This window comes from Streptomyces changanensis, assembly GCF_024600715.1.
In the GTDB taxonomy this organism is placed as follows: Bacteria; Actinomycetota; Actinomycetes; order Streptomycetales; family Streptomycetaceae; genus Streptomyces; species Streptomyces changanensis.
Genome location: NZ_CP102332.1, coordinates 2,588,791 through 2,614,596, shown reverse-complemented (window position 1 = coordinate 2,614,596; position 25,806 = coordinate 2,588,791). Strand labels below are relative to the sequence as shown.

The following is a 25,806-nucleotide window of genomic DNA, read 5'->3' as shown; positions in this document are numbered from 1 at the left end:
TCCTGGGCGTCATGCTGGGGAAATCCTGGGCTGACGCTGAGCTGGCTACGGCTTCTGACCTGCACAAACACAGCGGCCCCCGGCGCGATGCCGGGGGCCGTTCGTATGGGCTGGGTCAGGCGACTTCGGCCCGCTCCGTGGGGTCGTCCGCGCCGGGCATGAGCATCGTTGCGATGGCTGCCCGACCACGCTGGTCGGCCCCCTCGAAGATGTAGTGGTAGTGCTCCCTGAGCACGTCAGTGCTGCTGTGACCCATCCAGTCGGCTACGTCGTTCTCCGGGACGCCCGCGTACAGCAGACGCGACCCGTAGTAATGCCGCATGGAGTGCGGTTTGCAGTACGCCACCTCTGACTTGGTCAGGGCCACAAGCCAGATTTGCCGGTAGAAGTACGAGGCGTACAGGTAGCCGGTCCGGGTCACGTTGGGGAAGAGGAGCCGTTCCGGCCCCCAGACCCCATGGCTCTTGATGTGTCGCCGAAGCTCGAACGCGACGTTCGGAGGCAGGGGCACGACGCGTCCCGGCTCCTTCTCGTCGCGGGCCTTGATGTGCCGACGCTGGAGCGCACTGTTCTTCCCCGACTCCGTTTCGCCGTCCTCGGCGATCTGGAAGTCCACCCGAAGTACCTCGGCCGTGAAGTCGATCTGATCGCGAGAGACCGCCATAGCCTCACCGAGGCGGAGCCCGCATCCGGCCATCAGCCACAGCATCGCCCGGTACCGGGGCGGGGCCGCGCCGAGCATCGCCAGGACTTCCCGCGTCGTGAGCCGCCGCGCCTTGCTCTTGTGCTCGCGAATCTCCTTGGCGCGGCTACCCGCGTGCTTGATCCTCTTGCAGGGGTTCCGGCCAATGATCTCGTTGACGACGGCCCAGTCCATCATCCCGGAGAAGAACGAGAACCGCTGTCGACGGGTCCGGGCGGATAGCTTGCGGTCGTTCTCCATCCACAACAGCCACTGCTCAATGTCGGCAACCTTCAGGGACACGATGGAGCGGGCCTTGAAGAACGGCTCCAGGGTCGTGTTCTGGATTGAGCGGTACTGCTTCTTGGTGCTGTTCTCCAGCTTCCGCTGATCCGTCCACTGCTCCCAGACCGCCGTCACCGGCTGCTTTCCCAGCCGGTCATCCAGGTAGGTCCCGGCGTCTAGCTCCTGCTCCTTTCGCTTCCGGTGATCGTCGGCGCGCTTCTTAGTCCCGAACGACTTCTGGCGCTGCTTCCCATCCGGGTCGTACCAGAACGTCGTCCACTTCGTCGCGTCGTCCTTGGAGCGCGCTACCCATGCCCTTGCCACCCGTCGGCCTTCCCCTTCTGTGTGGGCCCCCACCTGCCGTGGCTCCCCTCGGCCACAGTCTGCACATGGTCCACCCTAGGTTGTCAACCCAGGGTGGACCACCCGGTGGTGTATGGTGTGGGTATGCGAGAAGACGAGAGCGGCTTCGAGATCACCCAGCAGCAAGGGGGTTGGGTGATCCGGATGTGGTGGCCAGTAGGGCCGATTACGGGAGGCCCGCAGCGCATGACCGTGGAGCCGGCCGAGGGTGCTGAGCCCCGTGATGTCGTGCGCGGCATCTCCACGACCGTGCTCCGCAGACTGGACCTCGCGGCTGCGGTGAACTTGGCCAAGAAGGCACCGAAGGCCCAGGAAACCTTGGAGGACGTCACCCGGTCACTCGACGCCTCGGGGGAGGCTGCTGGTCGCCTCCTGGCGGCTGAAGGCGTCTCGGAGCGATACCTGGCCATGCTGGCTGCGACGTACGCCGCCATGGCTGAGAGCGGCGCCCCGGCGCCGGTTCCCTGGCTTGCCCGATTGATCGAGCGCCGCCCGGAGACGATCAAGGACCACTTGAAGAAGGCTCGGCGGGACGGCTACCTGGGAACCGTGGCGGGCAAAGCCGGGGGAGAGGTGACCGACAAGACCAGGGCAGCTTTGAAGTCTATGGCGAGCGCTGAGAGCTAGTCCAGCCCCTATTTGCCCAAATTCATATCTCGTTGGCCCCGAGGCGACTCGGGGCTTTCCTGTATAGGGAGGTTATGTTGGTGAAGTTGTTGACGGTTGCCGAGGTAGCCGAGTTCCTAAGCAAGCCGCGCAGCTGGGTATACGAAAACTGGCGTGACGAGCAGATCCCCTTTCGTCGTATTGGTCAATCCCTCCGATGTCGACCGAGCGACCTGGATCGCTGGCTGGACGCTCAACTGGCTGAGTGATCTAACAGCCCTCGGCCCCCGTTTCATATAAGCGCTTCGGGGGCCTTTTCATGCCGTACTAGTGGCAACGGTAGAGAACGGCCGTCCTTGAAATCGCCAGGGGGCAGGCCGTAGAAATATCCCCAGCGGACACAACCGAAGGACACCGATTGATTGGCTTTGGCCCTGGCGCCCCATGGGGGGCGATCTCACAGCTCGACTGCCGAGCTAAAGCCCGCGACCACCGCATACGTCCTCTCGCCTTCCGCGTGTACTTCGCCGCCCTCGGCTGGGGCAATAAGGTCGGGCATGCCGAGTTCGCCGAAGGCGCCCTAGCTTCCATCCTCGGGCCGCAAGACGGCCCGCCGCTGACGAAGCAGGCTGTACAGAAAGGCATCACTGCGGCCAAGTCCATGGCGCTGATCGCGCCTGAGTCCGGCGCTCGCTGCCTCGTACTGCCTGGACAACACTTCCAGAAGAACGGCCTCGGGTCGGCATCCTGTCGAGTGCACGCCTACCGCACTGCTGCGTAACCCTGCACGGGCCAACGAGTAGCCCGCACAGGATTACCCATTCCTCTCTGACCTGGGGAAACCTTCGCGTCCTCTCTATCTCCATTAGTCATCCCCTGGCCGAACGAACGGGAGGCCAGGAACCAACTGCATCAGGGGCACCCCTCCAAGGAGTGCCCTATCTGTATCCCCATAGGGGCGCCCCCTCGAAAGGGCGCCCTCTGTCTTTCTGGAGTAGCTATTGCCTATGTGTATGTGTAGCCGCTGTAAGCGGCTCTATCCTCTCGGCTCACGGTGTGAGCCGTGCGCCTCGGCGGCAGCGAGGCGGAGGGAACAGAAGAGAAAGCACACGCGCCCTTCAGCCTGGGCGCGTGGATATGACAGCTCTTACATCAAGGCTCGCGCCGCAATCCTTGCGGCTCAGCCTCTCTGTGCTCTCTGCAATTCGCGGCCGGCAACGACGGCCGATCACATAGTTCCGCTGAGTCGAGGCGGAACGAACGACATTGAGAATCTTCGCCCGGCCTGTGGGCCGTGCAACTTCAGCCGAGGCAACAGAACGGCCTAGGCGGCGCGTAGAGCGACCGCCACGGGTCCAGCCCGCTCCGTTATGCCCAATCAGTTCTCAGGCTCGCTCAGGCCGTTTCAGCGGCCAAGGCAGCCAAGACCCCGGGAGGGGGAGTCCGAAACTTTCAACCCACCCTTTCCCAGACCCCGGTCTTTCCCTGTTTCGGTATGCCTGAGGACGGCGGACAGCGTGGGCAACGGATACGGACGTGTCCGCACGTCAGAGCGCGTATCAGCGCGCAATGCCTAGGGACATGCTCGGGGACACTCGTCGAGCATGTGTCCTCAACCATCGATAGGAGATCAGCATTGAAGAGATGCCCGTACTGCCGTATCCGACTTCTAGCCAGGGCCAGGAACGGCAACGTGAAGGCGTCCTGTGGGGCGCCTGAGTGCGTGAAGGCTCGGGAGCGTGAGCGGAAGCGCGCGGTGCGCGCCAAGGCCCGTGGAGAGGCGCCTACGGCCTCTGTGGAGCCTGGGCCGTCCTCGGAGGCCGGGCGCGCGTTCGTGGCCCCGTGGGGACAGACGTACGCCTCGGAGGTGGAGGCGTGGGCCGACTGTCTGCTGACGGGGGGTAAAGACGGCCTGGGCGAGGTTTCGCCCGGTGAGCAGTACGAGCGACAGCGGATGCTGTCGTCTGTGAGGGAATGCGCCCCTTAACGGGTCTACCAACCATGCAAGGAACCCGATAGGGAACCTGTCACAGACTCCCGCACGCCGTGAGGCGTTCGGGGCGAGGGATGGTCACTCCTCATTACTAGGTGCGGGTCAGAGTTTGGCGCGGTACCCCGGAATACTCCACTGGGGGCCGCGCCTTTCTCGTTCTCTGGCCTGGTAGCGGCCATACCTCATGAAGGGAATCATGACTGTTGAGTTGACTTGCTGGCAGTGCTCCGAAGTCTTTGCCCGTGTTCTCGGTCCGGGTGCGCCGCCGAAGTATTGCGGCGATGGATGCCGTCGAGCCGCTAAGCGGGCCAGGCAGCGAATTGAATATGAGTCTCGCGCCGAGGCGCGAAGGCTAGCTAGTACCGAGGACAACTGAATCAACCACACCGCCAAAGCCGCTCGGCATTCGCCGAAGCGGCTCTTTTTGTGCCCGGTGACCATCCGGCCCTGTACAGGAGAGCGATTTGATTAACGTCTACGCCGATCAGGCCAAGGCTGCCCTTGAAGACCGCGCCAAGATGATTCGTGAGATCCGGTCGATTGAGAGCGACAGCAAGATTTCCGCCGCAGATAAGCGGGAACGCATTGAGCGCCTCGACCGTGACGTGATGCAGCTTGAGGCCGAGGCCAGAGACGTCCAGCGTGGCGAGCGTGAGGCTGAGGTGCGCTCCCTGGCTGCGAATGCCGGCGGCCTCCTGACGCCCCGTTCTCCGAAGAATGACGACGGCTCTTGGCGCTCTCTCCTGCCGTCCCTGAATGAGTATCGCGCCCTGATATCCGAGGGTGTCCCTGGTGACGGTGGTTACACCGTGCCGGACCAGATTTCAAGCAAGTACATTGACGCGCTGAAGGCGAACTCGACGTTCCTTCGGGGACTGCCGACGGGCAGCATCATTCCCTTCACTTCCGACACCCTGTCTGTTCCGCAGCTCGTCTCCTCTACCGGAGCCGACTATGTGGCCGAGGGCCAGCCTATTCCGGCGGGCCAGATGGTCTGGGGTGAAGTCAAGTTCACCGCTAAGAAGATCGGTGAGATTCAGTGGGCCTCTACCGAGGTGCTGGAGGATTCCGCGCTGGATCTCCGCCGGATCATTGCTGACAACCTTCTGCGTGACGCTTCCCTGAAGTTTGATTCCGACGCTTTCACCGGCACGGGCACCAACCCGATCAAGGGTGTCGTTTCTCAGGGAATCACTACGACCCTGGGGGCTGGAAAGGTCACGGTGACGTATGACGACCTGGCGGACGCGGTGGCCCGTATTGAGGCCACCAATGGGCGTCCCTCGGTCGTGTGGGCTTCTACGGATATGGCTGCGGCTCTCCGAAAGGAGAAGGCGAACGGCTCCGGCATTTACCAGGGCGGTCAGCCGACTGATTCCCCCGCGTCGACCGCATGGGGTCTGCCGATCCTGCCTACCGCATTCCTCGCCCCTAAGACGGTTGTAGTCGCCGACGCTTCCCGAATCGTGGTCGGTGTTCGCCGAAATGCTCAGGTCAAGATCAGCGAGGATGCCCGCTTCGACGTTGATCAGGTTGGCTTCAAGCTGACTATGCGCATGGCTGGCGTTTCCCTCGCCGAGTCCGCTTCGGTGCAGATCGTTGAGGCAGCCGCCAGCTAATCGCAAGGCCGTGCCAATTCTCAGAGCCCCCAGCCGCCGGCTGGGGGCTCTTTTGGTTTTGCGGGCTCGATGGCGTGAGGCAAGTGGAAACCCCGCCCATACGCCGGGGGAGACGTACGGACGGGGTCGATTGACAGTGGTCCCGCGCTCAGTGCTGACGCGGCCTGTGCGGCGTCCTGGTGGCCGCGTCGCGCCACCACCACAAGCCCCGGCAGCCAGGCTCAGACAGTCCGGAGTGCGTCCCGCAACGCGGGCACCACGGCAAGCCGCTTTCTGGGTCCGTCAGGCACTCGGCAGCGCATCGGGGGCACTTGCGCACGGGGACCTTCTCTCAGGCGCTCAGGTCGAACTCTCCGCCCTTGATGGCGGCGGTGAGGGTCGCCCACTGGTCGGGCGTCATGGTGACGACCGTGTCAGGGCGTTCACTGTCGCGCAACGCCACCACCCCCGGCACGTTCAAAGCGATCTCCGGGCAGTTGTTCACGCGGGCGTCACGGCATGCAGCAGCCGTGACGAACTGGAACTCGGTGCGTTCGGTCATGGTGCCAATTCCCTTCGCCGAACAGCGGGGATGCGGTCCCCGCACCGCCTTGCTGCCCGCCCCGATCGCATGCCCTTCCTGTAGCGACGCGACCGGGGCGGGGGATTGGGTGCTTCGGTTTCCCTGGGTCCGAAGCGGGTGCCCTCACTGCCAGGGCAGCACCCCAGTTAAGGGGCGGACCGGGGCGAGAGCCTGAGCACGTCAGCTCAGACGGGACACGGCTGTCCCTGCTTCTGGCTTGTCCGGTCGGGGGACTATCCGGCTGTGCGGCCACGGGTGCGGCGGCACGCCGGAATTCTTATGCCCACCTAAAGGCGGACGCTTTGGTTGCTACTTCGACGCGTTTCACGGATTCGGGCGGCGCCAGCCATTCCTTTCCGCCGTTCTCGGGCCAAATGAAGGCGGTCGGCTGCTTGCGGCGCCTTTGGGGCATCTCGGCGGGGTCCTCCCAATCCGGGATCACATCCCGGAGGATACCGACTCTCCCCAACGCATCCTCAACCCGCTTACCCACATCCTTAGTCGTGACCATCAGTGGCCCTCGGGATGCCGCCGAAGGTAGACGTTGCAGTCGGACACGGTGGTCCAGTCGCTTCCCGCCCGCGCCCGATCCCGCACGTTCGCCAACTCCGCGCAACCCGCGCAACCTTCTACGGGGGCCGGTTCCGGTTCCATCCTTAGCGGCAGCTCTACCGGCTCACTCGGGTAAGTCTTCGGCTGGCTCATCGCTGAATGCCTCCCGGCTCGGATTCTCCGTGGCAAGCAATGATCCACCGAGTTGGGGGCTTGCAGGCGGTTCAGTCGCGTCATGGACTAAAGATCATGAACGGCAAGCAGTGGACCATTCCGCGAGTTTCCCCCTGGCCTCTTCATCGAACAGGGCCACTTCCTCGTAGCATGCGAAATAGTCCAGATAGCTTTGGATATCCCGACTGTCGCGGAGAACGAGACTTCCCGTCATCGTCTCAATGGTAGCCAGTGACGAGTCATAAATGGTGAAGGTGTTCAGCGGTGTTGTGGTGCGGGTGGGGGTGCCAACAGGAATAATGCCAAGGCGTACGTTCGGCAAGTAGGTGAGCGACGATAGCCGGTCCATCTGTTCAGCCAAGGCAAGGGCGGGAACGACAGGCCACCTAACAGCCTGCTCGGTCAGGAGGAACGTGAATTTTTTCGAGCGGTCGTAAAGGACCGCCTGCCGTTCCAATTTCCCTGCCACTGCCTTGGTGGTGTCGACCGGGGAGTTTGCCAAGCTGGCACGTACGTATTCAGGCGTTGCCAACAGTCCTGTGACCATGGATAGCAGGAAGTAGCGCATATGAGTGGACGACGCTTCGAGCGACTTAAGTTCTGCCTGCCGTGTGGCCAGCCCCTTGCGCCTTAGATCCCGGAGATTGCGCCATTCCGTGTTGGCTACCCTGGCCAAGGCGGCTACTTCGGTCACCTCATCCGGGGAAGCATCCAAGGCTCTCAGGATCTGTTCGATATCGACTAGGGAGGGGCGCACTCTCCCGTTCTCGATTCGACTCACCTTTGATTGCGAGATGTTGCAGCGCGCAGCAAGCCGGTCCCCTGAGAGACCGGCTTGCTTGCGTAGCTGCTTCAGCCTGGCCGCGAGGTCCTGAGCGGACTGACCTAGCTGTTCCGGCTCGAACGTCATCCCCTCAGAAACTCCAGGAAGGGTACGGACTCGGCCAGGGCGATTCGCTGGTACTCAATGAAGGGTGCTGGGTCTCCCTCGTACACTTCGCGGCTGATTTGTTTTCCGTCCGCCTCGTAGTGCATGAGCACCACGGTAGTCCGATCGAACATCCAGAAGTCTTGGACGCCGGGAAGCGGGTTCTCGCGGCCCGTTACGTCGAGGATGCGGATTTCCTCGCCGGCCAGAGCGTGAGGCCGGTAATAGCGGGAGAACTCGAATTCCAGGTACTCGCTGAGAGGCCGGGTGACTACGTGAACGCGCCCCTGGCGCCTGCCTTCCCTTCTCTGCCTCTTCAGGCGCGCGGTGTACTCACAGGAGAACGTCTCCGGGTTGATGCGCTTACCGGCGCGGAAGGCTTCGATCTCCTCTGCTTCTTGGGGGACGAGGTATTGAGGCAGGGTCTCCAGCCGCCACGCTTCAGTCTGGAAGTCCCGGAACTTCGCCCGCCAGTCCTCACCATCCAAGAACATCAAACGCCTCCCGCAGCACGCTTTCCGGGATCTCCACCAGCCCCTCGCCCTCGGGCGGCGTGAAGCCCCTGAACACGTCGCCCTGGACCACGAACGACCCGCCCTCGGTCTTGTAGACATTCGGGCAATCGTCGGCGCCACACTCCCCGTTGCCGTTGCCCGTGAGTCGGGTAAGCCCGGCACGCTCAGACATGCGAAACCCCCTGCTCTGTGGCCCCACTTGGGCCGTTGCCCATGACCGTACGAGGACCGTACGCGCCCGTCTATGCGTGCACGCGACTATGCGCGTTGTCGCATAAACCGAGCCGCCAGAGGCATGGAACGGGGAGAGCCCCCGGCGGGTCGCCAGGGGCTCTCAGGGTCGGTCTCTGCGGCGCCCGTGGGGCAAGAGGGTGTCCAGGGCACTGGGTGATCATGGGGGAATCCTGGGGAGGCCCCTCCGTGGGGGGTGTCTGTGCAGGTCAGCTTCAGGTATGCCGTAAAGCACCCAGATCTACGAGGGCACGAACCAGGTCCAGCGCATCGTCATGGCCCGCAACCTGCCGTAGCGGGGTTTTCGCAGGCCGCGGCGCCGTCGGGTAGCTGGTCCCGGAGCTGTGACCGGTTCCCGGTCCGTTCCGCCACGTCCCCGGGCGCCATGCCGGGGAAGTCGTTTCCCCGGCCGTGTGGAACCCCCCGCGTCCCAAAGGCGCGGGGGGTTCTCTGTCTCCCAGCCCGCTCGGTCAGGCGGTGTAGAGCGTGGGACGCGGCGCGACCTGGTCGGGACTGAGCCCTTCCACGGCCCCTGGGGTCAGTCCTGATCTTGGGTGTACTGAGCCGCGTACCAACTGGAGTCGATGGCGGGGTTGCGCAGCGCCCCCCAAAATCGGTCGTCAGGTATCGGTGGCAGTGGCGGATTGCCCAAGTCCGCATGCAGATCCGCACGCCAGTCGAGAGTGAAGTGGCTCCGGGTCTCCGCGCTCTCGCACACGGATCTGTAGGGGGATCCCCAGAGCCCGAGGGCTATCTTCTCCGCGGCCCACCTGCGAGTGACGTCTCGGCCGGTGTCGGCCTGTGCGAGCACTGCGCGGAGTCGCAAGGCGAGCGGGCCGGTTTGGTCCGGCCGCGGTAGGGCCACACCACGCTCCCACGCGTCCAGGGCTGCCTTGACCTCCGGGTAGTTGTTCAGCCCCGTTTCGACCGCCAGTCTGCGCAGTTGCTTCCGCGCGGCCTCGACCACCTGCTCATACGGCAGGACTGCGATCAGTGCACCGAGTTCCTCATGTCCGTCCAGGTGGCTCACGTGGAGGAGGTCGGTGGGACTGTGGGACAGGTCCAGCTCTGGCAGCTGCTCATCCGGTGCAGGAAGGGGCTCGTCGCCACTGCACTGCGGCCTGGCAGGCAGAGGCGCCTCCCAGAACAGTCGGCCGTTGAAGGTGACGACACCAGCCTCCTGGCCGCGCTCAAGCGTGTCGGCCAGTTCGGCCAGATACCCACCCAGCGAGTCGGCCTGCCCAAATCTGGTGCCGGTCTCGTCGAAGAACCGTCCGATCGCACCGAAGGAGTCGCGCTCAGTACGGCAATCCATCAGAAGACCGTCCGACGTCACGTCGTAAGAACCGAACTTCACGTAGTCGTGAAGCCAGTAGCCCTCGCCCTCGGTCTCCCCGTCGAGGCCCTGGTCGATACCGCGCATGAACCCGGTGTCCCCGAGGATTCCGCTCACTCCGAGCAGCCGGTCGCCCGTACTGAACCGGAAAGCCTCAGGTCCCTCCAGCGCCCCGTTGTGCCGTTGGAGTGAAGCGACCAGGTCCGGAGGAAAGGTGACCCCCAGTTCCTGTTGCGCTGCTGCGATCTCCTCGTCTCCTGCGGGCGGCCGAAGCGTGGCAAAAGTGCGTGGCGCGTGCTCGCGCAGCCACGCGTCGATGCGAGTCCATGAGTCCTGGACCAGGCCTGATGTCATGAGGCCGACCTTAGAGCCAGCGGCTGACAACAGCTTGATCGTCGCTCACCGGCCTTGCCGTCGGGTTGGCGTTCATGCCGGCAAGCTCGAGTGGACCCTTGTCCCGGCTCACCAAGCTGCTGGCACCGGACGCTGCAACCGCCCACTCGACACTGAAGCGCTCAGTCGCATTCACCCGATCGGTGGCCAACTCGAAGAAGCTCACTGGCTCGGACAGGGCGATGCAAGCTGTGAGGCGCCCGGATGCCCGAGGGCAGCCAGGGCGGGCGCGTCGCGATGGCGTGAGACCTCCCGTCCCACCGTGGCAGCCCCGCGACCGCACAGCACGGCCCCCGGCGATCCGCCGGGGGCCGTTGCGGTTACGCTGCGCTGCCGCACAAGCGGCACGGCTCAGCTCAGCACAGCCCTCAGCTCAGCACGGCACAGCACAGCACAGCACCAGGTGGGAGTCTCCATGAGTGTGGATCGCCAGATCTCCGCACTGCTCAAGCAGATAGCGACCCAGGACGTCGTCGTCGTCACCGACGAGTTCTCCCGCGCCGGACGGGCCGCCACGCTCGCGCACGTCGTCGAGCACTACGGCTTCGAGTACGGCGAGACCCGGCGCGAGGGCCACAACAGCCAGACCCTCGCCGTCCACCTCTACCGCGACCCCGCGCCCGAGGCCCGCGCCCGTGAGGCGGCGACCATCGCCGCGCACCCGCAGGCCGGCATGGGCGGCACGGTGCCCGGCCTCCTGCCCGGGACGCTCAAGCCGACCGCCGAGGCGGCGGAGGCAGTCGCCCTGATGAAGGACCGCATCGGCTTCGACGTCATGACGCAGATGGCCGGGGCGCGCAAGATGGGCTTCGCCTGGTTCTGCGTGGCGGGCCTGGTGGTGACGCTGCTGATCTGCCAGATGTACGTCGGCGCCGTCGCGGGCGGCGCCGCCCTGGCCGCGCTCCTGGTGGGCGGTGTGAAGATCGGCGAGATCCGTCGGCAGCGCATCGCCCAGCGCCTCCAGGCGGCCGGGTTCACTCCGGTACGGGACGAGACGGGACGGCAGCGGTTCCTGCGCCCGGGACAGCAGCTTCCGGGCCCCGCGAACCCCTTCGCGGCCTGACGGGCGGGGCGGACGGACGCGCCGGAGGGGGCGGTCACGCGTCGGCGTACCGGGGGAGGTCCGTCGTCGGGATCGTCCACTCGCCGATGGTGACGTCCTCGCCGTACACGAACTCCTTGCGGGTGGCGTAGCGGGGGCCCGACGGGGTCGCGTGGATGTCGGACAGGACGGCCCCGGAGCCGGTGCGCGGATCGAAGATCACGTAGATCGGGATGCCGAGCAGCGGGTAGTCCCGCATCTTGCCGACCCAGTCGTTGTCGGGGTTGGAGCGGGACACGACCTCGATGGCGGCGATGAGAGTACGAGGGTCGAACCTCCCGTCCCCCTCCATGTCCGCCTCGGCGATCACCATCACGTCGGGGTGGCGCATGATGCCCTCGGGCTCGTCCTCCACGTCGGGCTCTCCCGTATGGGCCGCCAGTTCGTCGGGCATGACCCGCTCAAGGCGCTTGCGGACGCGTAGCACCGTGAGCTCGTGCGGTTTCCCGGGCGCCATCATGTCGTGGACGATTCCTTCCTTGGTGATCTCGAACTTGCCGGGAAGGGTGTCGTCCATCGAGGACACGAAATCCCGCATCGTCCGGTACAGGTAGTGCGTCTCCCGCTGCGCGTCGTCCGGGGCGATGCTCATGGCGTGCGCTCCTCGTCGTCGGTGCCCGGGGGCAAGGATCGTCACGTTCATGCTAGGCGGCCTCCGGGAGATCGGATCGGCAGTCGCGGCAGTGGCCCGGCTCCGGTGCCCGGAAGGCGCGGTCGCAGGTGTCGCAGGTCTGGAACGGGTCTCTCGCGGCCGTCGGCGCGGCTGCCGGTAGCGGTGGTGGCAGGAGCACGGTGAGCCGGTGGGCGAGGAGGCCGGCGGGCTGTTGCAGCCGGCCGGGCAGGGCGGCTGTCAGCACGTGGCGTACGGCGTCGGGGTGCGCGTCGCGCTCCAGCCAGGCCGCCACGGCCGGGGCGAGGCGACGGACGTCGTGCTCGCCCAGAAGCAGGCGGGGGTCGTCGCGCCGCAGGCCGGCGAGGAGGTCGGCGGCCACGCGGTGGCGCTCCGGGTCGGGGGTCTGCGGCTGGGGGAGCGGCGGGCGAGGTGGCGCGGTCTCCCGCTGCGGTACGGGCGCGGGCGCGGGTTCCGGTTCCGGCGCGGGGGGCGGTGGAGGCGCTGCCGGAGCAGGGGTCGGGGCCGGGGCGGCCGGGGCCAGGGCCGGGTGGTCGTACGCCACCGTGCGGGTGACCAGCTCGCCGCCGGGGAGGCGGACCCGGGTGCGCTCCAGGTAGTGGTGCTCCTCCAACTCCCGCAGCGCGGCGGCGATCCGGGTCTCGCTCTCCGGGAACCGGTCGGCCAGCACCTTGATGCCGACCTTCGCCCCGTCGGGCAGCGACTGGATGTGCACGGCGAGCCCGATCGCCGTCAGGGACAGCTCGCGGTGCTGGGCGAGATGGTTGCCGACGACCGTGAAGCGGTCGGTGTGGCGTGCCCGTACGTGGAGGACACCGGAACCGGTGACGCGTCCGGGAAGGCGGGACGGGGCGCGCGAGGGCGCGCTAATCTGCTGGGTATCCATCGGGAAGCTCCGTACTTCCTTGATGGTCAGGCCCTCGATCGGGATTGCCGTCCCGGCCGGGGGCCGACGTCTGTCTGTGGTTGTCGCCGCGAGCATATGCCCGCCAACCCGCCCGAAATCCAGCCCGATTGGGCAAGGTCACCCGGGGGAGTGACCGGCGGCGGTGGGGTGGGGTGGGGTAGGTGGTTTTCCCGTTCCTCACAGACGTTCTTTGATCTTTTGCATCGTGCGCCACCGCGTCGCGGACCACCGGGTCGTGGACGCCCGCGACCCGGTGCGACCGGTCACGGTACGAGGTCGAGCTCGGCCCAGACGGTCTTGCGGGGCACGGGTCCGGCCGTGACGCCCCACCGGTCGGCGAGCGCCTCGACGATCAGCAGACCGCGCCCCCGCTCGGCGTCGGGAGCGGGTGGCGTGACGGCGCCGGGACCCGGCGGCAGCCGGTCCCCGCGCGTGTCGGTGACCGCGATCCGCAGGCACGTGCCCCCGCCCTCGACCGCGAGGTCCAGGCGGAAGTCCCTGCCCGGGACGCGGCCGTGGGCCCGTGCGTTCGCCGCCAGTTCGGCGACGATCTGCGCGGCCGACTCCGACGGGATTCCCCAGTACGCCAGTTGGGCCGAGGCCAGCAGGCGGGCGAGCCGGACGCCACGCCGGGTGGGGGAGAGCAGCACGGTGAACTGCCGGGTGGGGGCGGAAGGTTCGGTTCGGGTGATTTCCAGGTTCACGTGACTCAGCGTGGCCGTCTCGCGCTTACGCTGACCAGAGCGACGCGTGTACGGACAGTGACTGCCCAGCCGGTGTGCGGCCCTGTCCGTCCCGTACGGCGTCGCCCACGGACACGGGCGGAGGCGGGTGTCGTATGACGGACGGACCGGAGCAGGACGTCGACCTGGAGGACGACTCGGGCGCGGTGATCGCGGCGGTCGGTCGGCAGGTCAGGCTCTGGCGCGAGGCCGCGAAGATGCGCGCGGCGGACCTGGGCGCGGCCATCGGGTACGGCGAGAACCAGGTCTACAAGGTGGAGGCCGGCAAGCGTATCCCGAGGCCGGAGTTCCTGGACAGGGCGGACGAGGTCCTGGGAGCGGGCGGCAAGCTGGCGGCGATGAAGAAGGACGTGGCCGAGGCCAGGTACCCGAAGAAGGTCCGCGACCTGGCGAAGCTGGAGGCCGACGCGGTCGAGCTCGGCGCGTATGAAAACGGAGTGGTGCACGGGCTGCTCCAGACCGAGGAGTACGCCCGCGCGCTGTACGGGGAGCGGCGGCCCGCGTTCTCCGGGGACCAGGTGGAGCGCTTGGTGGCGGCCCGGATGGCTCGGCAGTCCGTCTTCGAGCGGCAGCCCGCGCCTCTTCCTGGTCTTTGTCCAGGAAGAGGCGACGCTCAGGCGCCCGATCGGGGGCAGAATGGTGTTGCGCCGCCAACTCGAACGCCTTCTGCAGCTGGGCTCGTTGAGGCATGTCGAGATCCAGGTCATGCCCACGGAGACGGAGGAGCACGCGGGGCTGGGGGGCTCTCACCAAGTGCTTAAGCTGAGCGACGGCACGTCGGTGGGGCACAACGAAGCGCAGCTCACCAGCCGCGTGATCAGCCATCCCAAGGAGGTCCAGATCCTTGAGATGCGGTACGGCATGATCAGGTCGCAGGCGCTTACTCCGAGGGTGTCGCGGACCTTCATCGAGAAACTGCTGGGAGAGACATGAATGCCGAGCTGACCTGGGTCAAGAGCAGCTACAGCACCAATGACGGCCCTCAATGCGTCGAAGTCGCGGCCGCGGACGACACCGTCCACGTCCGCGACTCCAAGTACGTCCCCGGTCCGCAGCTCGGTTTCACGCCTGACGCCTGGGTGGACTTCCTGACCTACGCGTCCCGGGGCTGACATGGTGCTGACCTGGGTCAAGAGCAGCTACAGCAGCAACGACGGCCCAGCATGCGTCGAGGTAGCGGCCGCCGACGACACCATCCACGTCCGCGACTCCAAGAACGTGCCGGGTCCGCGGCTCGGCTTCACGCCAGACGCCTGGGCGGACTTCCTGGCGTACGCGTCCCGGGGCTGAGCGCCGGGAGCGGATGAGGCCGGGTGGAGTCCCGGAGGCGCGTGGGTGGGGGCGCGACGTCGGTCAGCGGGGCGACGTGGTCCGTAGGTAGACCGTGACCCGTCTGCCGCGGACCTGTTCGTCGGCCACTGCGGTGAAGTGCTGCTCCAGCACAGCGGTCTTCGTCCTGTCCCGTTCGGCCGATACCGGTCTCGCCACCTCGGGGGCGTCCGTCACGAGGAGTATGCGTTCCTGGGTGAGCATCGCCGTGCGTATGCGCTCTGGGGCCGCCTCCACCCCCTTCAGCGTCCCGGACTCCTCCGGGCTCTCGGCCAGGGCTATGTCGCGCAGTCCGGCGAAGGCGTCGGGGGAGACGGATTTGGTGTCCCGGCGTGCTGACGGGATGAAGAGCACCGCGTTCCCGGCCTGTGCCAGCCGCCGCACCTCCGACGCCACCGCCAGGACGTCGTCCACCCGGCTTGCCGGGGAGCGTTTGGCCAGGGACTGCGGCAGGAGTGCCGCCGTCGCCGCGACGACCGCCACCGGCACGACCCAGGTCGACAGCCGTGGGGACCGGGACGTGACCGCTCGTACCGCCGAACCCAGCAGTGTGCCGATCAGCAGCGCCAGGCCGAGCAGGCTGAAGAGTATGTACCGGTCGAGGAACAGCGGCTGGATCAGGGAAAGGCCGATGAGGCCGACGTGCGGAACCACCAGCAGCGGTAATCCGACGGCCGCCACCGAGAGTTGGCCCATTCGGGGCCGGTCCACCAGGGCGCCGACCCCGCCGACGGCCAGGAGGACGGCAGGGCCGATGAGCATGTGCCAGGTGAGGGGCGGGATCCATGACACCTGCGCCGACTGGCTTCGACTGAAGAGGATCAGGGGCAGGACGCAGGCGGTGGCCGCTGCGGAGGCCCCCGCCCAGCGGATCCACACGGCGCGTCCGGCACGGGTCCAAAGGAGGGTCGCGGCGTGTGCCGGCAGGATCATGAGCGAGAGCCAGTTCAGCAGGCCGCACAGCAGGACGATGCCGCCGTAGGCCGCCCACCGGGCCCGCCGGACGCGCCCTTGCAGCGCGGTCACGAGGAGCAGCGTGGACACCCCGGCCCCTGCGGCGACCAGCGCGTAGGGGCGGCCTTCCTGCAGGTGGAACTGCACGGCCGGGAGCAGCGCCAGGGCCATCCCGCCGCCGAGGCCCGCCCATCCGCCCGCGAGGCGGCGGCCGATGACCGCCACACAGGCCGCCGCCACCGCCGTGGCCAGCACCGAGGGCAGCCGCAGGGTCGTGATGCCCGGCCCGAACGCCGCGAAGAGCGTGTGCATCAGCAGGTAGTAGCACCCGTGGACGACATCGACGTTCCCCAGCATGTGCCAGATGTCGGCTGTGCAGCGCCTGGCGACCTGCCAGGTCGCGGCCTCGTCCCGCCACACGCTGCCCTGTCGCGACAGCCCCCACAGGCCGAGTGCCACGGTCCACAGCACGGGGACCGACCAGACGAGGGCCCTGCGGGCCGAGGCGCCGACCGGGCGGTCCTGGGGTGCGTCCCCGACCGGCGGCGGGCGAAGCGACGGACGTGCTGCGCTGTCGACGGACATCAGGACGGCTCCCGGGTGGCGCGGTGCGTGCGTGGGACGCCAGGGAGGCGGGCGGGCGCTCGCTGACAAGATCTTCGACGAGGACCGTACCGGTCGCGTTCGGACGCGCGGGCGATTTCCGGACGTATTCGCTCACGCGTGCGGCGGCACACGTGTGACGGCCCCCGGCGCGAGGGCGCCGGGGGCCGTCTGACGTGTGGCGTCGGGTGGGTCAGGCCGCCGTGCGGACCGCCGGGCGGCGGCTCGCGATGACCTTGCGGGCCAGCGAGCGCGGGCTCGTCAGGAAGCCGTACCCCCACGACATGTGCATCGTCGCCAACGCGACCGGGATCCGCACGCGCGCCTTCAGGGGCAGGCCCTTGCCGGCCGGGATCGAGCCGGCGGTGATCGCGGCCAGGTACCCGCCGGGGACGACGAAGCCGAACGGCGTGAGCGTCGCGCCGACCACCACACCCGCGGCGATGGCGCAGACCGCGGCCGGCGGGGCCAGATAGCGCAGGTTGATGGAGCCCTGGTGGTAACGGGCCACGACGTGGCGCCAGCGCCCGTAGTCCTTGTACTGCTTCGCCAGCGCGCGCACGCTCGGCCGCGGCCGGTACCGCACCCGCAGCTCCGGGGAGAACCAGATCAGCCCGCCCGCCTCGCGGATGCGGAAGTTCAGCTCCCAGTCCTGCGCGCGGATGAACTCCTCGTTGTACCCGCCCTGCTGCTCCAGCGCCTCGCGCCGGAACACCCCGAGGTACACCGTCTCGGCCGGGCCCGCCTCGCCGCCGGTGTGGAACGCGGCGTTGCCCACGCCGATCCGGGAGGTCATCGCGGCCGCGACGGCGTCCTCCCAGGCGTTCTCGCCCTCGGCGTGCATGATGCCGCCGACGTTCTGCGCGCCGGTCTCCTCCAGCAGTCGCACGGCCGTCGCGATGTAGTCCGGCGAGAGCATGCCGTGCCCGTCGACGCGCACCACGACCGGGTGGCGCGACGCCTTGATCGCGGCGTTGAGCGCGGCGGGGGTGCGGCCCGTCGGGTTGGGCACGGTGTGCACGCGGGGGTCCTCGCGGACCAGCTCGGCGGCGATCTCGTCGGTGCGGTCGGTGGACGGGCCGAGCGCGATCACCACCTCCATCTCGCCCTCGTACTCCTGTTCGAGGATGTGGCGGACCGCGTCGCGCAGGTGCCGTTCCTCGTTGAGGACCGGCATGATCACGGAGACCGGGGGCAGGGACATGGCTCCTCGGGAGGTACGAAGGTTCGTCCCCGGGCGGACGGCGGCCTCGGGGAGCCGGGGCGAGCCCCGGCGGGTATCGCCCGCCACGTTACCGCGAACGGGGGACCCCGGTGCGCGCCGCCCGGGCCGGACGGCCGGTCGCTGATCGTATGGGCCTACTGTGCTCACGGTCCGCCCCAGTGCCCGCGGAGGTGTCCCCCGTGCCCGTGCCGCCCCGCCGTCCCGACCGCCCGGAGCCCCGGCCGCCCGCCCGAGGGGCGGGACGGCGGGCCCCGGCGGCACGGCGGCAGGCTCCGGCGACCCGCGGGCAGGTCCCGGCGGTACGGGCGAGGCAGGCTCCGCGGGCCCGGCGGAAGCGGTCCCGCTGGGGGGCGCGAGTGGCGACGACCCTGTCGGTCCTGGTCCTCGGCGCCGGCGGCATCGGGCACGCCGTCGTCACCAGCTTCGACACCGGCATCGGCCGGGTGGACGCCTTCAAGGACATGAAGAACCGGCCCCGCGCGGGCAACGGCACCAACATCCTGCTCGTCGGCACCGACGGCCGCGACAAGATCACCATGGCGGAGAAGGTCCGTTACCGGCTCGGCGGCGCCCCCTGCCACTGCACCGACACGATCATGCTGGTGCACGTCTCGGAGGACCGGAAGCGGGCCAGCCTGGTGTCGCTGCCCCGCGACTCGTACGCCGAGCTCCCCGAGCACACCGACGTCACGACCGGCAAGCGGCACGGCCGGCATCCCGTCAAGCTGAACGCCGCCTACGCGGAGGGCGGCCCCAACCTCACCGTGCGCACCGTGGAGCGGATGACCGGCGTCAAGATCGACCACTACCTGGAGGTCGACTTCACCAGCTTCATGCGCACCGTCGACGCCATGGGCGGCGTGCAGATCTGCACCGCCCGCCCCATGCACGACGCGTACACCGGCCTCGCCCTGCCCGCCGGCACCCACACCCTCGACGGCGGGAGGGCGCTCCAGTACGTCCGCTCCCGCCACGTCGACGGGGCGTCGGACCTGGGGCGGATGCAGCGCCAGCAGCGGTTCGTCGCCGCGCTCATCGACCGGGCGACGAGCAACGGCGAGCTGCTCCACCCGGTGCGCTTCCGCACGGTCCTCGACGCCATGGCCGGCTCCGTCCGCGCGGACCGCGGCTTCGGCACCGAGGAGATGCTGACGCTGGCCAAGGCGATGCGCGGCTTCACGACGGCGTCGTCCGAGTTCACGTCCGTCCCGGTCGGCGCCGTCGGCGTACGCGTCAAGGGCATCGGCTCGACGGTGAAGTGGGACGCGGCGGGGGCCAAGCGGGTCTTCGACGCGATCCGCGCGGACCGGCCGCTCGCGACCCGCCCGGCCAAGACCGCACCGCGCCGCAAGCCCGTCGAGGTCGCGCCCCGCGCGGTGCGCGTCCAGGTCTACAACGGCACCCGGGTGCACGGGCTCGGCGCCCGCGTGGACGCCGCGCTGCGGGCCACCGGCTTCCGGACGACCGGCACGCCGTTCAACGCCGACCGGCGCGACACGGCCCGCACCGTCGTCGCGTACGACCCGCTCTGGGACCGCTCCGCGATGTCGCTGGCGGCGGCGCTCCCCGGGTGCGAGCTGCGCGCGGTAGCGGGCCAGGGGCCCGTGCTGAAGGTCACGGCCGGCGAGGACTACCGGGCCGTCCAGCCGGTCCGCGCCGAGACACCCGCCCCGCAACGGCAGACCGGCGGTGTACCGGCGGCCGTCACGGGCGACCAGGTGGTCTGTCCCTGACCCGGCCCGCCGCCGGCGCGCGTCCCACGGACGGTCGTGGCGGCGTTCCGCGGCTCAGTCGTCGAAGCCCTCGGCGGCCCGCCGCTCCCGCAGCTCCTTGATCGCTCGCCGGCGGGCGAGCCGGTGCGTACGGCGGATCTGCGCCTCCTGGTAGCGCCGCTCGTCCCGCTCCGTCTCGGGGATGACCGGCGGCACGGTCCGAGGCTTGCCGTCCGCGTCCACGGCGGCGAACACCAGGTACGCCGAGCCGACCTGCGTGGCCGGCGTCGACTCGTTCCAGCGCTCCGCCAGCACCCGGACGCCGACCTCCATGGAGGACCGGCCGGTCCAGTTGACCTGCGCCTTCACATGGACGAGGTCACCGACGCGCACGGGCTCCAGGAAGACCATCTCGTCCATGGACGCCGTCACCGCGGGCCCCCCGGAGTGGCGTCCGGCGACGGCTCCCGCCGCGTCGTCCACCAACTTCATGATCACACCGCCGTGTACCGTGCCGAGCAGGTTGGTGTCGCTGCCGGTCATGATGTGGCTGAGTGTGGTGCGGGACGCCGAGGTCGGCTTGCCCTCGAGCATGGACTGGTCTGTCATGCCCTCCACCATATGCCCGGAGTCGGACACGTCCGCATTGCATCAGCTTGGCTACAGCGCCGCCCCGATTCCCCACCCGCCCTGTAAGGGCCGCCAGGCCGCGCGGCACACTGTTCGGCATGAATGACTGGCCTGAAGGACGGTCCCACGACCGCAACGCGCGCTACGGCCGCGGCAGCGCTGACGCCCAGCCCGAGGGCGCCCGCGTCATGCCGCACGTGCGGCCCGGAACCGTCCCGCCGCAGCAGCGACCGGGCTACGACGACGCGCCCCGCAACGCTCCCGGCTTCGACAGCGGCTACAACACGGGCCAGGTCTACGGCATGCCGCGCGGCGCCCAGGGCGCGGGCCCCGGTGCGGGGCCCGGCGGCGGCGGGCGGGGCCCCGGCGCCCCGTACGCACCGCCCCCCGGCGGCGCGCGCCCGGCGCCGAACTGGGGCCGCCGCATCAAGGTCGGGGCGATCACCGTCGCCGTGGTCGTCCTGGCCACGACGATCGGCACGTACTTCTGGGCCGACGGGCGCATGCGCCGCGAGGTCGACCTCTCCAAGGTCATCGAGCGCCCGCAGGAAGGCGACTGCACGACGTACCTGATCGTGGGCTCCGACAGCCGCGAGGGCATGACCGCCGAGGACAAGAAGCGGCTGCACACCGGCTCCGCCGACGGCAAGCGCACGGACTCCATGATGATCCTCGCCGCGTGCGGCAGCGGGAACACCATGATCTCCCTGCCCCGCGACTCGGACGTGGAGATCCCCACGTTCGTCGGCTCCCAGTCCGGCAAGACCTTCAAGGGCAGCGGCCGTCGCGTGAAGCTGAACGCGGCGTACGCGGAGGACGGCCCCGAGCTGCTCGTCCGCACCGTCGAGCACAACACCGGGCTGCGCATCGACCACTACGCGGAGATCGGCTTCGCCGGCTTCGCCAACATCGTCGACGCGCTCGGCGGGGTCGAGATCACCATCGACAAGGGCTTCAAGGACAAGAAGTCCGGCGCCGACTTCCAGGCGGGCAAGCAGACCCTCGACGGTGAGCAGGCCCTCGCCTTCGTCCGCACGCGGTACGCCTTCGCCGAGTCGGACCTCGCGCGCACGAAGAACCAGCAGAAGTTCCTCGCCGCCCTGGCCGGCCAGGCCGCCACGCCCGGCACGGTCCTCAACCCGTTCGCGCTGTACCCGACGCTGGGCGCCGGACTGGACACGCTGATCGTCGACAAGGACATGTCGCTGTTCGACCTGGCGGAGATGTTCTTCGCGATGAAGGGCGTCAACGGCGGCGACGGCACGTCGATGAACATGCCCGTCTCCGGCAGCCGCGGCGGCAACCTCGTCTGGGACAAGGCGAAGGTCCGCGAACTGGTGCGGCAGATCCAGAACGACGAGAAGGTCACGGTCACCGCCAACTGACCGCCGGCCCCCGCGCCGCCTCGCCCGCCCGCCGCCCCACGGGCAGCGCGGTGGGCGTCGAGCGTCGCGCGCCTCGCGGGGGCAGGGGCGGGACACCGACGCACGGCGCCCCGCCGGTCGCGCCGCCGCGGGACGCACCCCGGCCGCTGACCAGCCCGCGCCGTGGCGGCGGCCCGTCACCGCCACGGACCTCGGCGAGCCGCGGCGAGGGCGGGCCGCTCCGCCGCCGGGTGGCGCGGTTCCCCGGTCGGCGTTACCGGCGGGAGGCGTGGCGTGCCGCTTTCGGGGTGGTTCGGTGGGCGGGCGGCCGACGGAAGGCCGGCCCACTGCTTTCCGGGGCGGGGCGGCGTGGGCGGGACGGGTAGCCCCTCGCCGGGTGGCGCGGTTCCCCGGTGGGCGCCGCCGGCGGGAGGCGGGGCGTCCGTCCGGCCTTCGGGTGGGCGGCGGCGGGGCGGTGTGCGCCGCGCCGCCGCCCGGGGTGCCGGGGCTACCAGCGGTACGGCTGGTAGACCTCCATGCACGCCTTCGTGTCCGCGCCGTTGGAGTTCTCGGCGTCGTCCGGGAGGTCGCCGGCCTTCGGGTCCTGCTGCTTCGGGAACGCCTCGCCCTCGCGCCAGTCGGCGCCGATCGTGAGCGTCGGCCCGTCCCCCCCGTCGACGGCCCGTACGGCGGTGGCCGGGAGGCCGATCGCCTTCGCCACGGACAGCGCGTCCGCCTTGCCCTGCGCGCCCGACGCCTTCGGGTAGTCCAGGCGCGTCCGCGGCGCGGAGGCCGCGGCCTGGGAGGCGTCGGCCCGGGTGAAGCCCTTGCCGCGCAGGGTCTCGGCGACCGCGCCGGCGCGGCCCTTCACCGGGTACTTCCCGTCCGCGCCGGTGCCGTTGAGGACCGTGACGGCCAGGGACGCCGGCGCGGCCGCCGCGGGGCCGGTCTCCTTCGGCGGGGCCGACGGCTTCGCGTCCGCCGCCGTGCCGTTGTCGTCGAACGGGACGTCCTCGCGGAGCATCTTCCAGATCCGCTCCGCGGAGTTCGGCTCCGGCAGCAGGTGGGCGCGGTTCGCGTGGTCCTCGACCGTGGGCAGCGTCGTCATGGTGATGCGGTTGGTGGGGACGTGCTTCAACTCCATCGCGAGGTCGAAGAGGCGCGGCACCGACTCCAGTTCCTCGGAGACCTGGATCGCCTTGGTGGCGGCCTCCGCGAGGTCCGTTATGCGGCCGGTGTCGGTGAAGGCGTTCTGGTCCTTCAGCTGGCGGAGCATCGCGTTCATGTACATGTGCTGCGCCTTGGCGCGGCCCTGGTCGTTGAAGAAGGCGTGCCGGGTGCGCAGCCACTGGAGCGCCTGCTCGCCCTTGACGTACGTCGTGCCCTGCCGCAGTTTCAGGCCGGAGCCGCCGGAGACCTGCGCGGTGGGCCGGTCGTGGACGTTCTGCCGGACGCACACGGGGACGCCGCCGACCGCGTCCGCCATCCGTACGACGCCCGCGAAGTCGACCATCATCCAGTGGTCGATGTAGACGCCGGTGAGCTTCTCCCAGGTGGTGAGGGTGCAGCCGGGGCCGCCGCGCTGGAGCGACTCGGTGATGATGCGGTTGGTGGCGGGGAACTTCTCGCCGGTGTCGTCGTCCTGGCAGGCCGGTATGTCGACCCGGGTGTCGCGCGGGATGCTCACGACGGCGGCGCTCCTGCGGTCCCTCGCGACGTGCAGCAGCATCTGCACGTCGCCGCGCGGCTTGTCGCCGACGGTGTCCTTGGCGCCGCCGAGGGCGAGGTTCTCCTTGGAGTTACGTCCGTCGGCGCCGATCAGCAGGATGTTCAGCGGGGTGTTGCCGGAGGCGTCGGGCGCCGCCTTCTCCACGCCGCTGTCGCCGCCGCTGCGGCCTCCGCTGCGGATGTTGCCGTTCAGGTGCTCGATGTAGAGGTACCCGGCGCCGGCGGTGCCGAGTATCAGCAGCGACAGGACCGAGGCGACCCAGCGGAGCACGCGCCGCTTGCCGGTGCGGGCGCTCCGGCGCGGCCGCTGGCCGGCCCGACGCCGGCCGGACCCCGCGCCGCGCGAACCGGGCCGGTCCCCCTGCCCGGGCCCGCCGGCGGCGCCGTCGCCGTCGGCGTCCGGGCCGTCGGGGTCCGCGCGCCGGGCACCCCTGCGCCCGGCGCGGGCACCGAAGCCCGCGTCCGCTCCCGTACCGGCCGCTCCGCCGTCGTCGTTCCGGTCCGCCGCCGGGCCGGCACCGTCTGCGGTGTCGTCGCCCCGGCCGCGGTCACGGGCGTTCCGGGCGTGCGGGACGCTCTCCCGCGTCCCCTCCCCACGCACGCTGCTGTGTCCCACCCAACGTCTCCCCTGGTGATCAGGTCCGCGTCACTTCGCGCACACCTGCTTGTCCGCCACTACCTTCTGCACACCCTCCGGCGCCTTCGCCGGACCGGTGAGGGGGACGCCCGCTCCCCTGAAGTCCTCGCCGAGGGTGAGCGTCATCGGCTCGCGCTCCCCGGCGTCGGACGTCCCCTGCTTGAGTGCCGTCGCCGGCAGCCCCATCAGGTCCGCGAGCTTGCGGGCCTGGTCGGCCTGGTTCGGCGCGTACTCCAGCGTCGTCTTCGCGATGTCCGACGGCGCGTTGGCCTTGTTGGTCGACTTCAGTACGCCGGCGTCGTTCTGCAGCCAGTTGATCGTCGACTGGGCGCCGCCGCGGATGCCGCTGCCGTTGTACACGTCGACGCGGACCGCGGACGCCTCCGCGCGGGGCCCCTTGAGGAGCGCGGCCTGCGCGGCCTTCTCGGCGCTCTTCGCGTCCTTCTCCTTCTGCTCGACCTCGGTGAGCGAGACGTCGTTGCGGATGATGGAGAAGAGCGGCTCGGCCTTGGCCTGGTCGAGGACGACGGTCGCCTTGATCTGCTCGGCCGGGTTGTCCAGGACCGGGAGCGTGGCGAAGGTGATGTTCTTCGGGTCGACCTTGGCGACCTCCAGGCCCAGTTCCTGGAGCTTCTTGACGCTCCCTATGCCGGAGTCGACGGTGAGCGCCTTCGTCGCCGCGTCGGCGAGGTCCAGCAGCTTCGACGGGCTGGTGAGGGTGTCGCTCGACTTCATCTTGCGGAACATCGAGCCCATGAACTGCTGCTGCGTCTGGATGCGGCTCAGGTCGCTCTTGTTGCCGAACGCCTGCCGGGTGCGGACGAAGGCGAGGGCCTGCTCGCCCTCGATGGTGCTCGTGCCCGCCGGCAGCTCCAGCCCCGACTTCTTGTCCTTCACCGGCTGCTCGACACACACGTCGACCCCGCCGACCGCCGTCGACAGCGTCTTCACGGCGTTGAAGTCGACCATCATGAAGTGGTCGACGGGGACGCCGGTGAGCTCGTGGACGGTGGCCATGGTGCAGCCCGGGTCGCGGTCCAGCTGGCCGAGGCTGGTGTTGAACCGCACCCCGCTCTGCGCCGGGATCTTCTTCTTCGTGCCGTCCGGCAGCGTGGCCTCGCAGCTCGGGATGTCGGTGATCAGGTCGCGGGGGATGGACAGCGCCGTGGCGTTCGTCCGGTCCTTGGAGACGTGCAGCAGGATCGTCGTGTCGGCGTGGCCGGGGCTGTTCTTGTCGCCGTAGCCGGAGTTGCCGTCACCGGTCCGCTTGTCGGTGCCGATGACCAGGATGTTGATGGCCTGGTCCTTCTTGAAGCCGGAGCCGCCGCCGGCGCCCGCGACGTCGATGGTGCTGAGGTTGCCGTCGAGCCGCTCGTACAGGTAGTACGCGGCGGCGCCGGTGGCGACCAGGGCGAAGGCCGTGACCCCGCCGGTCCACATGAGGGCCTTCCTGGTGCGGGCCTTGCGCGGCTTTGCCTTCCCCCGGCGCCGGCCGGCCGCCGCCGGGGCCGCGGCGCGGCGGCCGCCCCCGCCCTGTCCGGACGGTTCGGCGGTGCGGCGCCTGCGCTGGCCGGGTACCTCGGCGGCGCGGCGGCGGGAACCGGTCGACGCCTCGGCGCCCGACGCCGACTCCGCGGCCTTGCCCGAGCCCCTGCCCGTGCCCGCGGCCTTGCCGGCGCCCCGGCCGGTACCCGCGCCCTTGCCCGCTGGGGGCGGCGCGGACGACGAGGACGACGCCGGGGATTCCGACGACGAGGACGACGTACGGGCGGAACGGCCCCCCTGGGCGGGCGGTCTGGCCGCGGTGGTGGCGCGGGGCGCGGACGCGGGTGACTGCCCAGTGGAATGGTCCAGTCGCAGTTCGTAGTTACCGGTCTGCGGGTTCAGTACCCACTGGTCGGCGGGGTCGATGTCCTCCGCCCCTCCACGGCTGTGCGCGTCCACGGTTGCCTGAGTCCTCCGTCGGTGCCACGCGAGGCGCCTCCCCCGCCAGGCGCTCGGT

The 25,806-nt window shown here is 69.3% G+C and carries 24 protein-coding genes and 1 pseudogene; 10 read left to right on the top strand and 15 right to left on the bottom strand.

Annotation, left to right across the window (positions count from 1 at the left end):
* Window positions 1–115: 115 nt before the first annotated feature.
* Window positions 116–1,291, bottom strand: a complete 1,176-nt coding sequence (locus NRO40_RS11560) for a tyrosine-type recombinase/integrase (RefSeq protein ID WP_058944834.1) — start codon at window positions 1,289–1,291, stop codon at window positions 116–118.
* Between the two features lie 123 nt (window positions 1,292–1,414).
* Here NRO40_RS11560 and NRO40_RS11555 point away from each other — a divergent pair, with 123 nt between their 5' ends.
* The 4 genes from NRO40_RS11555 to NRO40_RS11545 all read left to right on the top strand — a co-directional run bounded on the left by NRO40_RS11555 (window position 1,415) and on the right by NRO40_RS11545 (window position 5,548).
* On the top strand, window positions 1,415–1,957 hold the full coding sequence (locus tag NRO40_RS11555; protein ID WP_198549457.1) for a hypothetical protein: 543 nt from the start codon (window positions 1,415–1,417) through the stop codon (window positions 1,955–1,957).
* A gap of 74 nt (window positions 1,958–2,031) precedes the next feature.
* The gene (locus NRO40_RS11550; RefSeq protein WP_079047464.1) at window positions 2,032–2,205 is read left to right on the top strand and encodes a helix-turn-helix domain-containing protein; all 174 of its coding nucleotides are present in this window, start codon (window positions 2,032–2,034) and stop codon (window positions 2,203–2,205) included.
* 738 nt (window positions 2,206–2,943) lie between these two features.
* Window positions 2,944–3,264, top strand: a complete 321-nt coding sequence (locus NRO40_RS30765) for an HNH endonuclease (RefSeq protein WP_408056991.1) — start codon at window positions 2,944–2,946, stop codon at window positions 3,262–3,264.
* A gap of 1,129 nt (window positions 3,265–4,393) precedes the next feature.
* Window positions 4,394–5,548 (top strand): phage major capsid protein, encoded by a 1,155-nt coding sequence (locus NRO40_RS11545; protein WP_058943291.1) that lies wholly within the window; start codon window positions 4,394–4,396, stop codon window positions 5,546–5,548.
* A gap of 331 nt (window positions 5,549–5,879) precedes the next feature.
* Here the strand turns inward: NRO40_RS11545 and NRO40_RS11540 are convergent, their stop codons facing one another.
* The 6 genes from NRO40_RS11540 to NRO40_RS11515 form a co-directional block, all read right to left on the bottom strand.
* Window positions 5,880–6,089 (bottom strand): DUF397 domain-containing protein, encoded by a 210-nt coding sequence (locus NRO40_RS11540; RefSeq protein WP_058943292.1) that lies wholly within the window; start codon window positions 6,087–6,089, stop codon window positions 5,880–5,882.
* A gap of 531 nt (window positions 6,090–6,620) precedes the next feature.
* The gene (locus NRO40_RS11535; protein WP_079047229.1) at window positions 6,621–6,815 is read right to left on the bottom strand and encodes a hypothetical protein; all 195 of its coding nucleotides are present in this window, start codon (window positions 6,813–6,815) and stop codon (window positions 6,621–6,623) included.
* A 94-nt stretch (window positions 6,816–6,909) separates the two neighbouring features.
* On the bottom strand, window positions 6,910–7,746 hold the full coding sequence (locus tag NRO40_RS11530) for a helix-turn-helix domain-containing protein (RefSeq protein ID WP_058943293.1): 837 nt from the start codon (window positions 7,744–7,746) through the stop codon (window positions 6,910–6,912).
* The gene (locus tag NRO40_RS11525) at window positions 7,743–8,258 is read right to left on the bottom strand and encodes a DUF6879 family protein (protein ID WP_058943294.1); all 516 of its coding nucleotides are present in this window, start codon (window positions 8,256–8,258) and stop codon (window positions 7,743–7,745) included. Before NRO40_RS11525 ends, NRO40_RS11530 begins: the two co-directional genes overlap by 4 nt.
* Window positions 8,242–8,451 (bottom strand): hypothetical protein, encoded by a 210-nt coding sequence (locus NRO40_RS11520; RefSeq protein ID WP_058943295.1) that lies wholly within the window; start codon window positions 8,449–8,451, stop codon window positions 8,242–8,244. Before NRO40_RS11520 ends, NRO40_RS11525 begins: the two co-directional genes overlap by 17 nt.
* A 597-nt stretch (window positions 8,452–9,048) precedes the next feature.
* On the bottom strand, window positions 9,049–10,200 hold the full coding sequence (locus tag NRO40_RS11515; protein WP_257375398.1) for an SMI1/KNR4 family protein: 1,152 nt from the start codon (window positions 10,198–10,200) through the stop codon (window positions 9,049–9,051).
* A 454-nt stretch (window positions 10,201–10,654) separates the two neighbouring features.
* Here NRO40_RS11515 and NRO40_RS11510 point away from each other — a divergent pair, with 454 nt between their 5' ends.
* Window positions 10,655–11,302: a hypothetical protein gene (locus NRO40_RS11510; RefSeq protein ID WP_058943297.1), complete on the top strand. Its 648-nt coding sequence runs from the start codon at window positions 10,655–10,657 to the stop codon at window positions 11,300–11,302.
* A gap of 34 nt (window positions 11,303–11,336) precedes the next feature.
* Here NRO40_RS11510 and NRO40_RS11505 read toward each other — a convergent pair whose 3' ends face one another.
* From NRO40_RS11505 to NRO40_RS11495, 3 genes are all read right to left on the bottom strand, one after another.
* The gene (locus NRO40_RS11505) at window positions 11,337–11,933 is read right to left on the bottom strand and encodes a Uma2 family endonuclease (protein ID WP_257375397.1); all 597 of its coding nucleotides are present in this window, start codon (window positions 11,931–11,933) and stop codon (window positions 11,337–11,339) included.
* A 52-nt stretch (window positions 11,934–11,985) separates the two neighbouring features.
* A complete protein-coding gene (locus NRO40_RS11500) occupies window positions 11,986–12,858 on the bottom strand; it encodes a hypothetical protein (protein WP_058943298.1) in 873 nt (290 codons plus the stop codon).
* A 284-nt stretch (window positions 12,859–13,142) separates the two neighbouring features.
* On the bottom strand, window positions 13,143–13,583 hold the full coding sequence (locus NRO40_RS11495) for an ATP-binding protein (RefSeq protein ID WP_058943299.1): 441 nt from the start codon (window positions 13,581–13,583) through the stop codon (window positions 13,143–13,145).
* 134 nt (window positions 13,584–13,717) lie between these two features.
* On the opposite strand from NRO40_RS11495, the pseudogene NRO40_RS11490 reads away from it, so the two are divergent.
* From NRO40_RS11490 to NRO40_RS11480, 3 genes and pseudogenes are all read left to right on the top strand, one after another.
* Window positions 13,718–14,555 (top strand): annotated as a pseudogene (locus tag NRO40_RS11490) (helix-turn-helix domain-containing protein).
* The gene (locus NRO40_RS11485; protein ID WP_058943300.1) at window positions 14,552–14,734 is read left to right on the top strand and encodes a DUF397 domain-containing protein; all 183 of its coding nucleotides are present in this window, start codon (window positions 14,552–14,554) and stop codon (window positions 14,732–14,734) included. Before NRO40_RS11490 ends, NRO40_RS11485 begins: the two are co-directional and overlap by 4 nt.
* 1 nt (window position 14,735) lies before the next feature.
* Window positions 14,736–14,912 carry a DUF397 domain-containing protein gene (locus NRO40_RS11480; RefSeq protein ID WP_058943301.1) on the top strand — a complete coding sequence of 59 codons (177 nt, stop codon included), beginning with the start codon at window positions 14,736–14,738 and terminating at the stop codon, window positions 14,910–14,912.
* Window positions 14,913–14,975: 63 nt separating this feature from the next.
* Here the strand turns inward: NRO40_RS11480 and NRO40_RS11475 are convergent, their stop codons facing one another.
* Window positions 14,976–16,490 carry a glycosyltransferase family 39 protein gene (locus tag NRO40_RS11475; protein WP_079047230.1) on the bottom strand — a complete coding sequence of 505 codons (1,515 nt, stop codon included), beginning with the start codon at window positions 16,488–16,490 and terminating at the stop codon, window positions 14,976–14,978.
* A gap of 211 nt (window positions 16,491–16,701) precedes the next feature.
* Window positions 16,702–17,712, bottom strand: a complete 1,011-nt coding sequence (locus NRO40_RS11470; RefSeq protein WP_058943302.1) for a glycosyltransferase family 2 protein — start codon at window positions 17,710–17,712, stop codon at window positions 16,702–16,704.
* 149 nt (window positions 17,713–17,861) lie between these two features.
* On the opposite strand from NRO40_RS11470, the gene NRO40_RS11465 reads away from it, so the two are divergent.
* On the top strand, window positions 17,862–19,466 hold the full coding sequence (locus tag NRO40_RS11465; RefSeq protein ID WP_079047231.1) for an LCP family protein: 1,605 nt from the start codon (window positions 17,862–17,864) through the stop codon (window positions 19,464–19,466).
* Between the two features lie 54 nt (window positions 19,467–19,520).
* Here the strand turns inward: NRO40_RS11465 and NRO40_RS11460 are convergent, their stop codons facing one another.
* Window positions 19,521–20,054, bottom strand: coding sequence for an acyl-CoA thioesterase (locus tag NRO40_RS11460; protein WP_058943326.1), 534 nt, complete (start codon window positions 20,052–20,054; stop codon window positions 19,521–19,523).
* Window positions 20,055–20,173: 119 nt separating this feature from the next.
* Between NRO40_RS11460 and NRO40_RS11455 the strand changes: the two genes are divergently transcribed.
* Entirely contained in the window at window positions 20,174–21,460 is a 1,287-nt protein-coding gene (locus tag NRO40_RS11455) for an LCP family protein (protein ID WP_198549389.1), read from the top strand.
* A 487-nt stretch (window positions 21,461–21,947) separates the two neighbouring features.
* Here the strand turns inward: NRO40_RS11455 and NRO40_RS11450 are convergent, their stop codons facing one another.
* Complete coding sequence (locus tag NRO40_RS11450; RefSeq protein WP_079047233.1) at window positions 21,948–23,783, bottom strand: LCP family protein; 1,836 nt, start codon at window positions 23,781–23,783, stop codon at window positions 21,948–21,950.
* Window positions 23,784–23,813: 30 nt separating this feature from the next.
* Complete coding sequence (locus tag NRO40_RS11445; RefSeq protein WP_058943305.1) at window positions 23,814–25,748, bottom strand: LCP family protein; 1,935 nt, start codon at window positions 25,746–25,748, stop codon at window positions 23,814–23,816.
* Window positions 25,749–25,806: the final 58 nt, after the last annotated feature.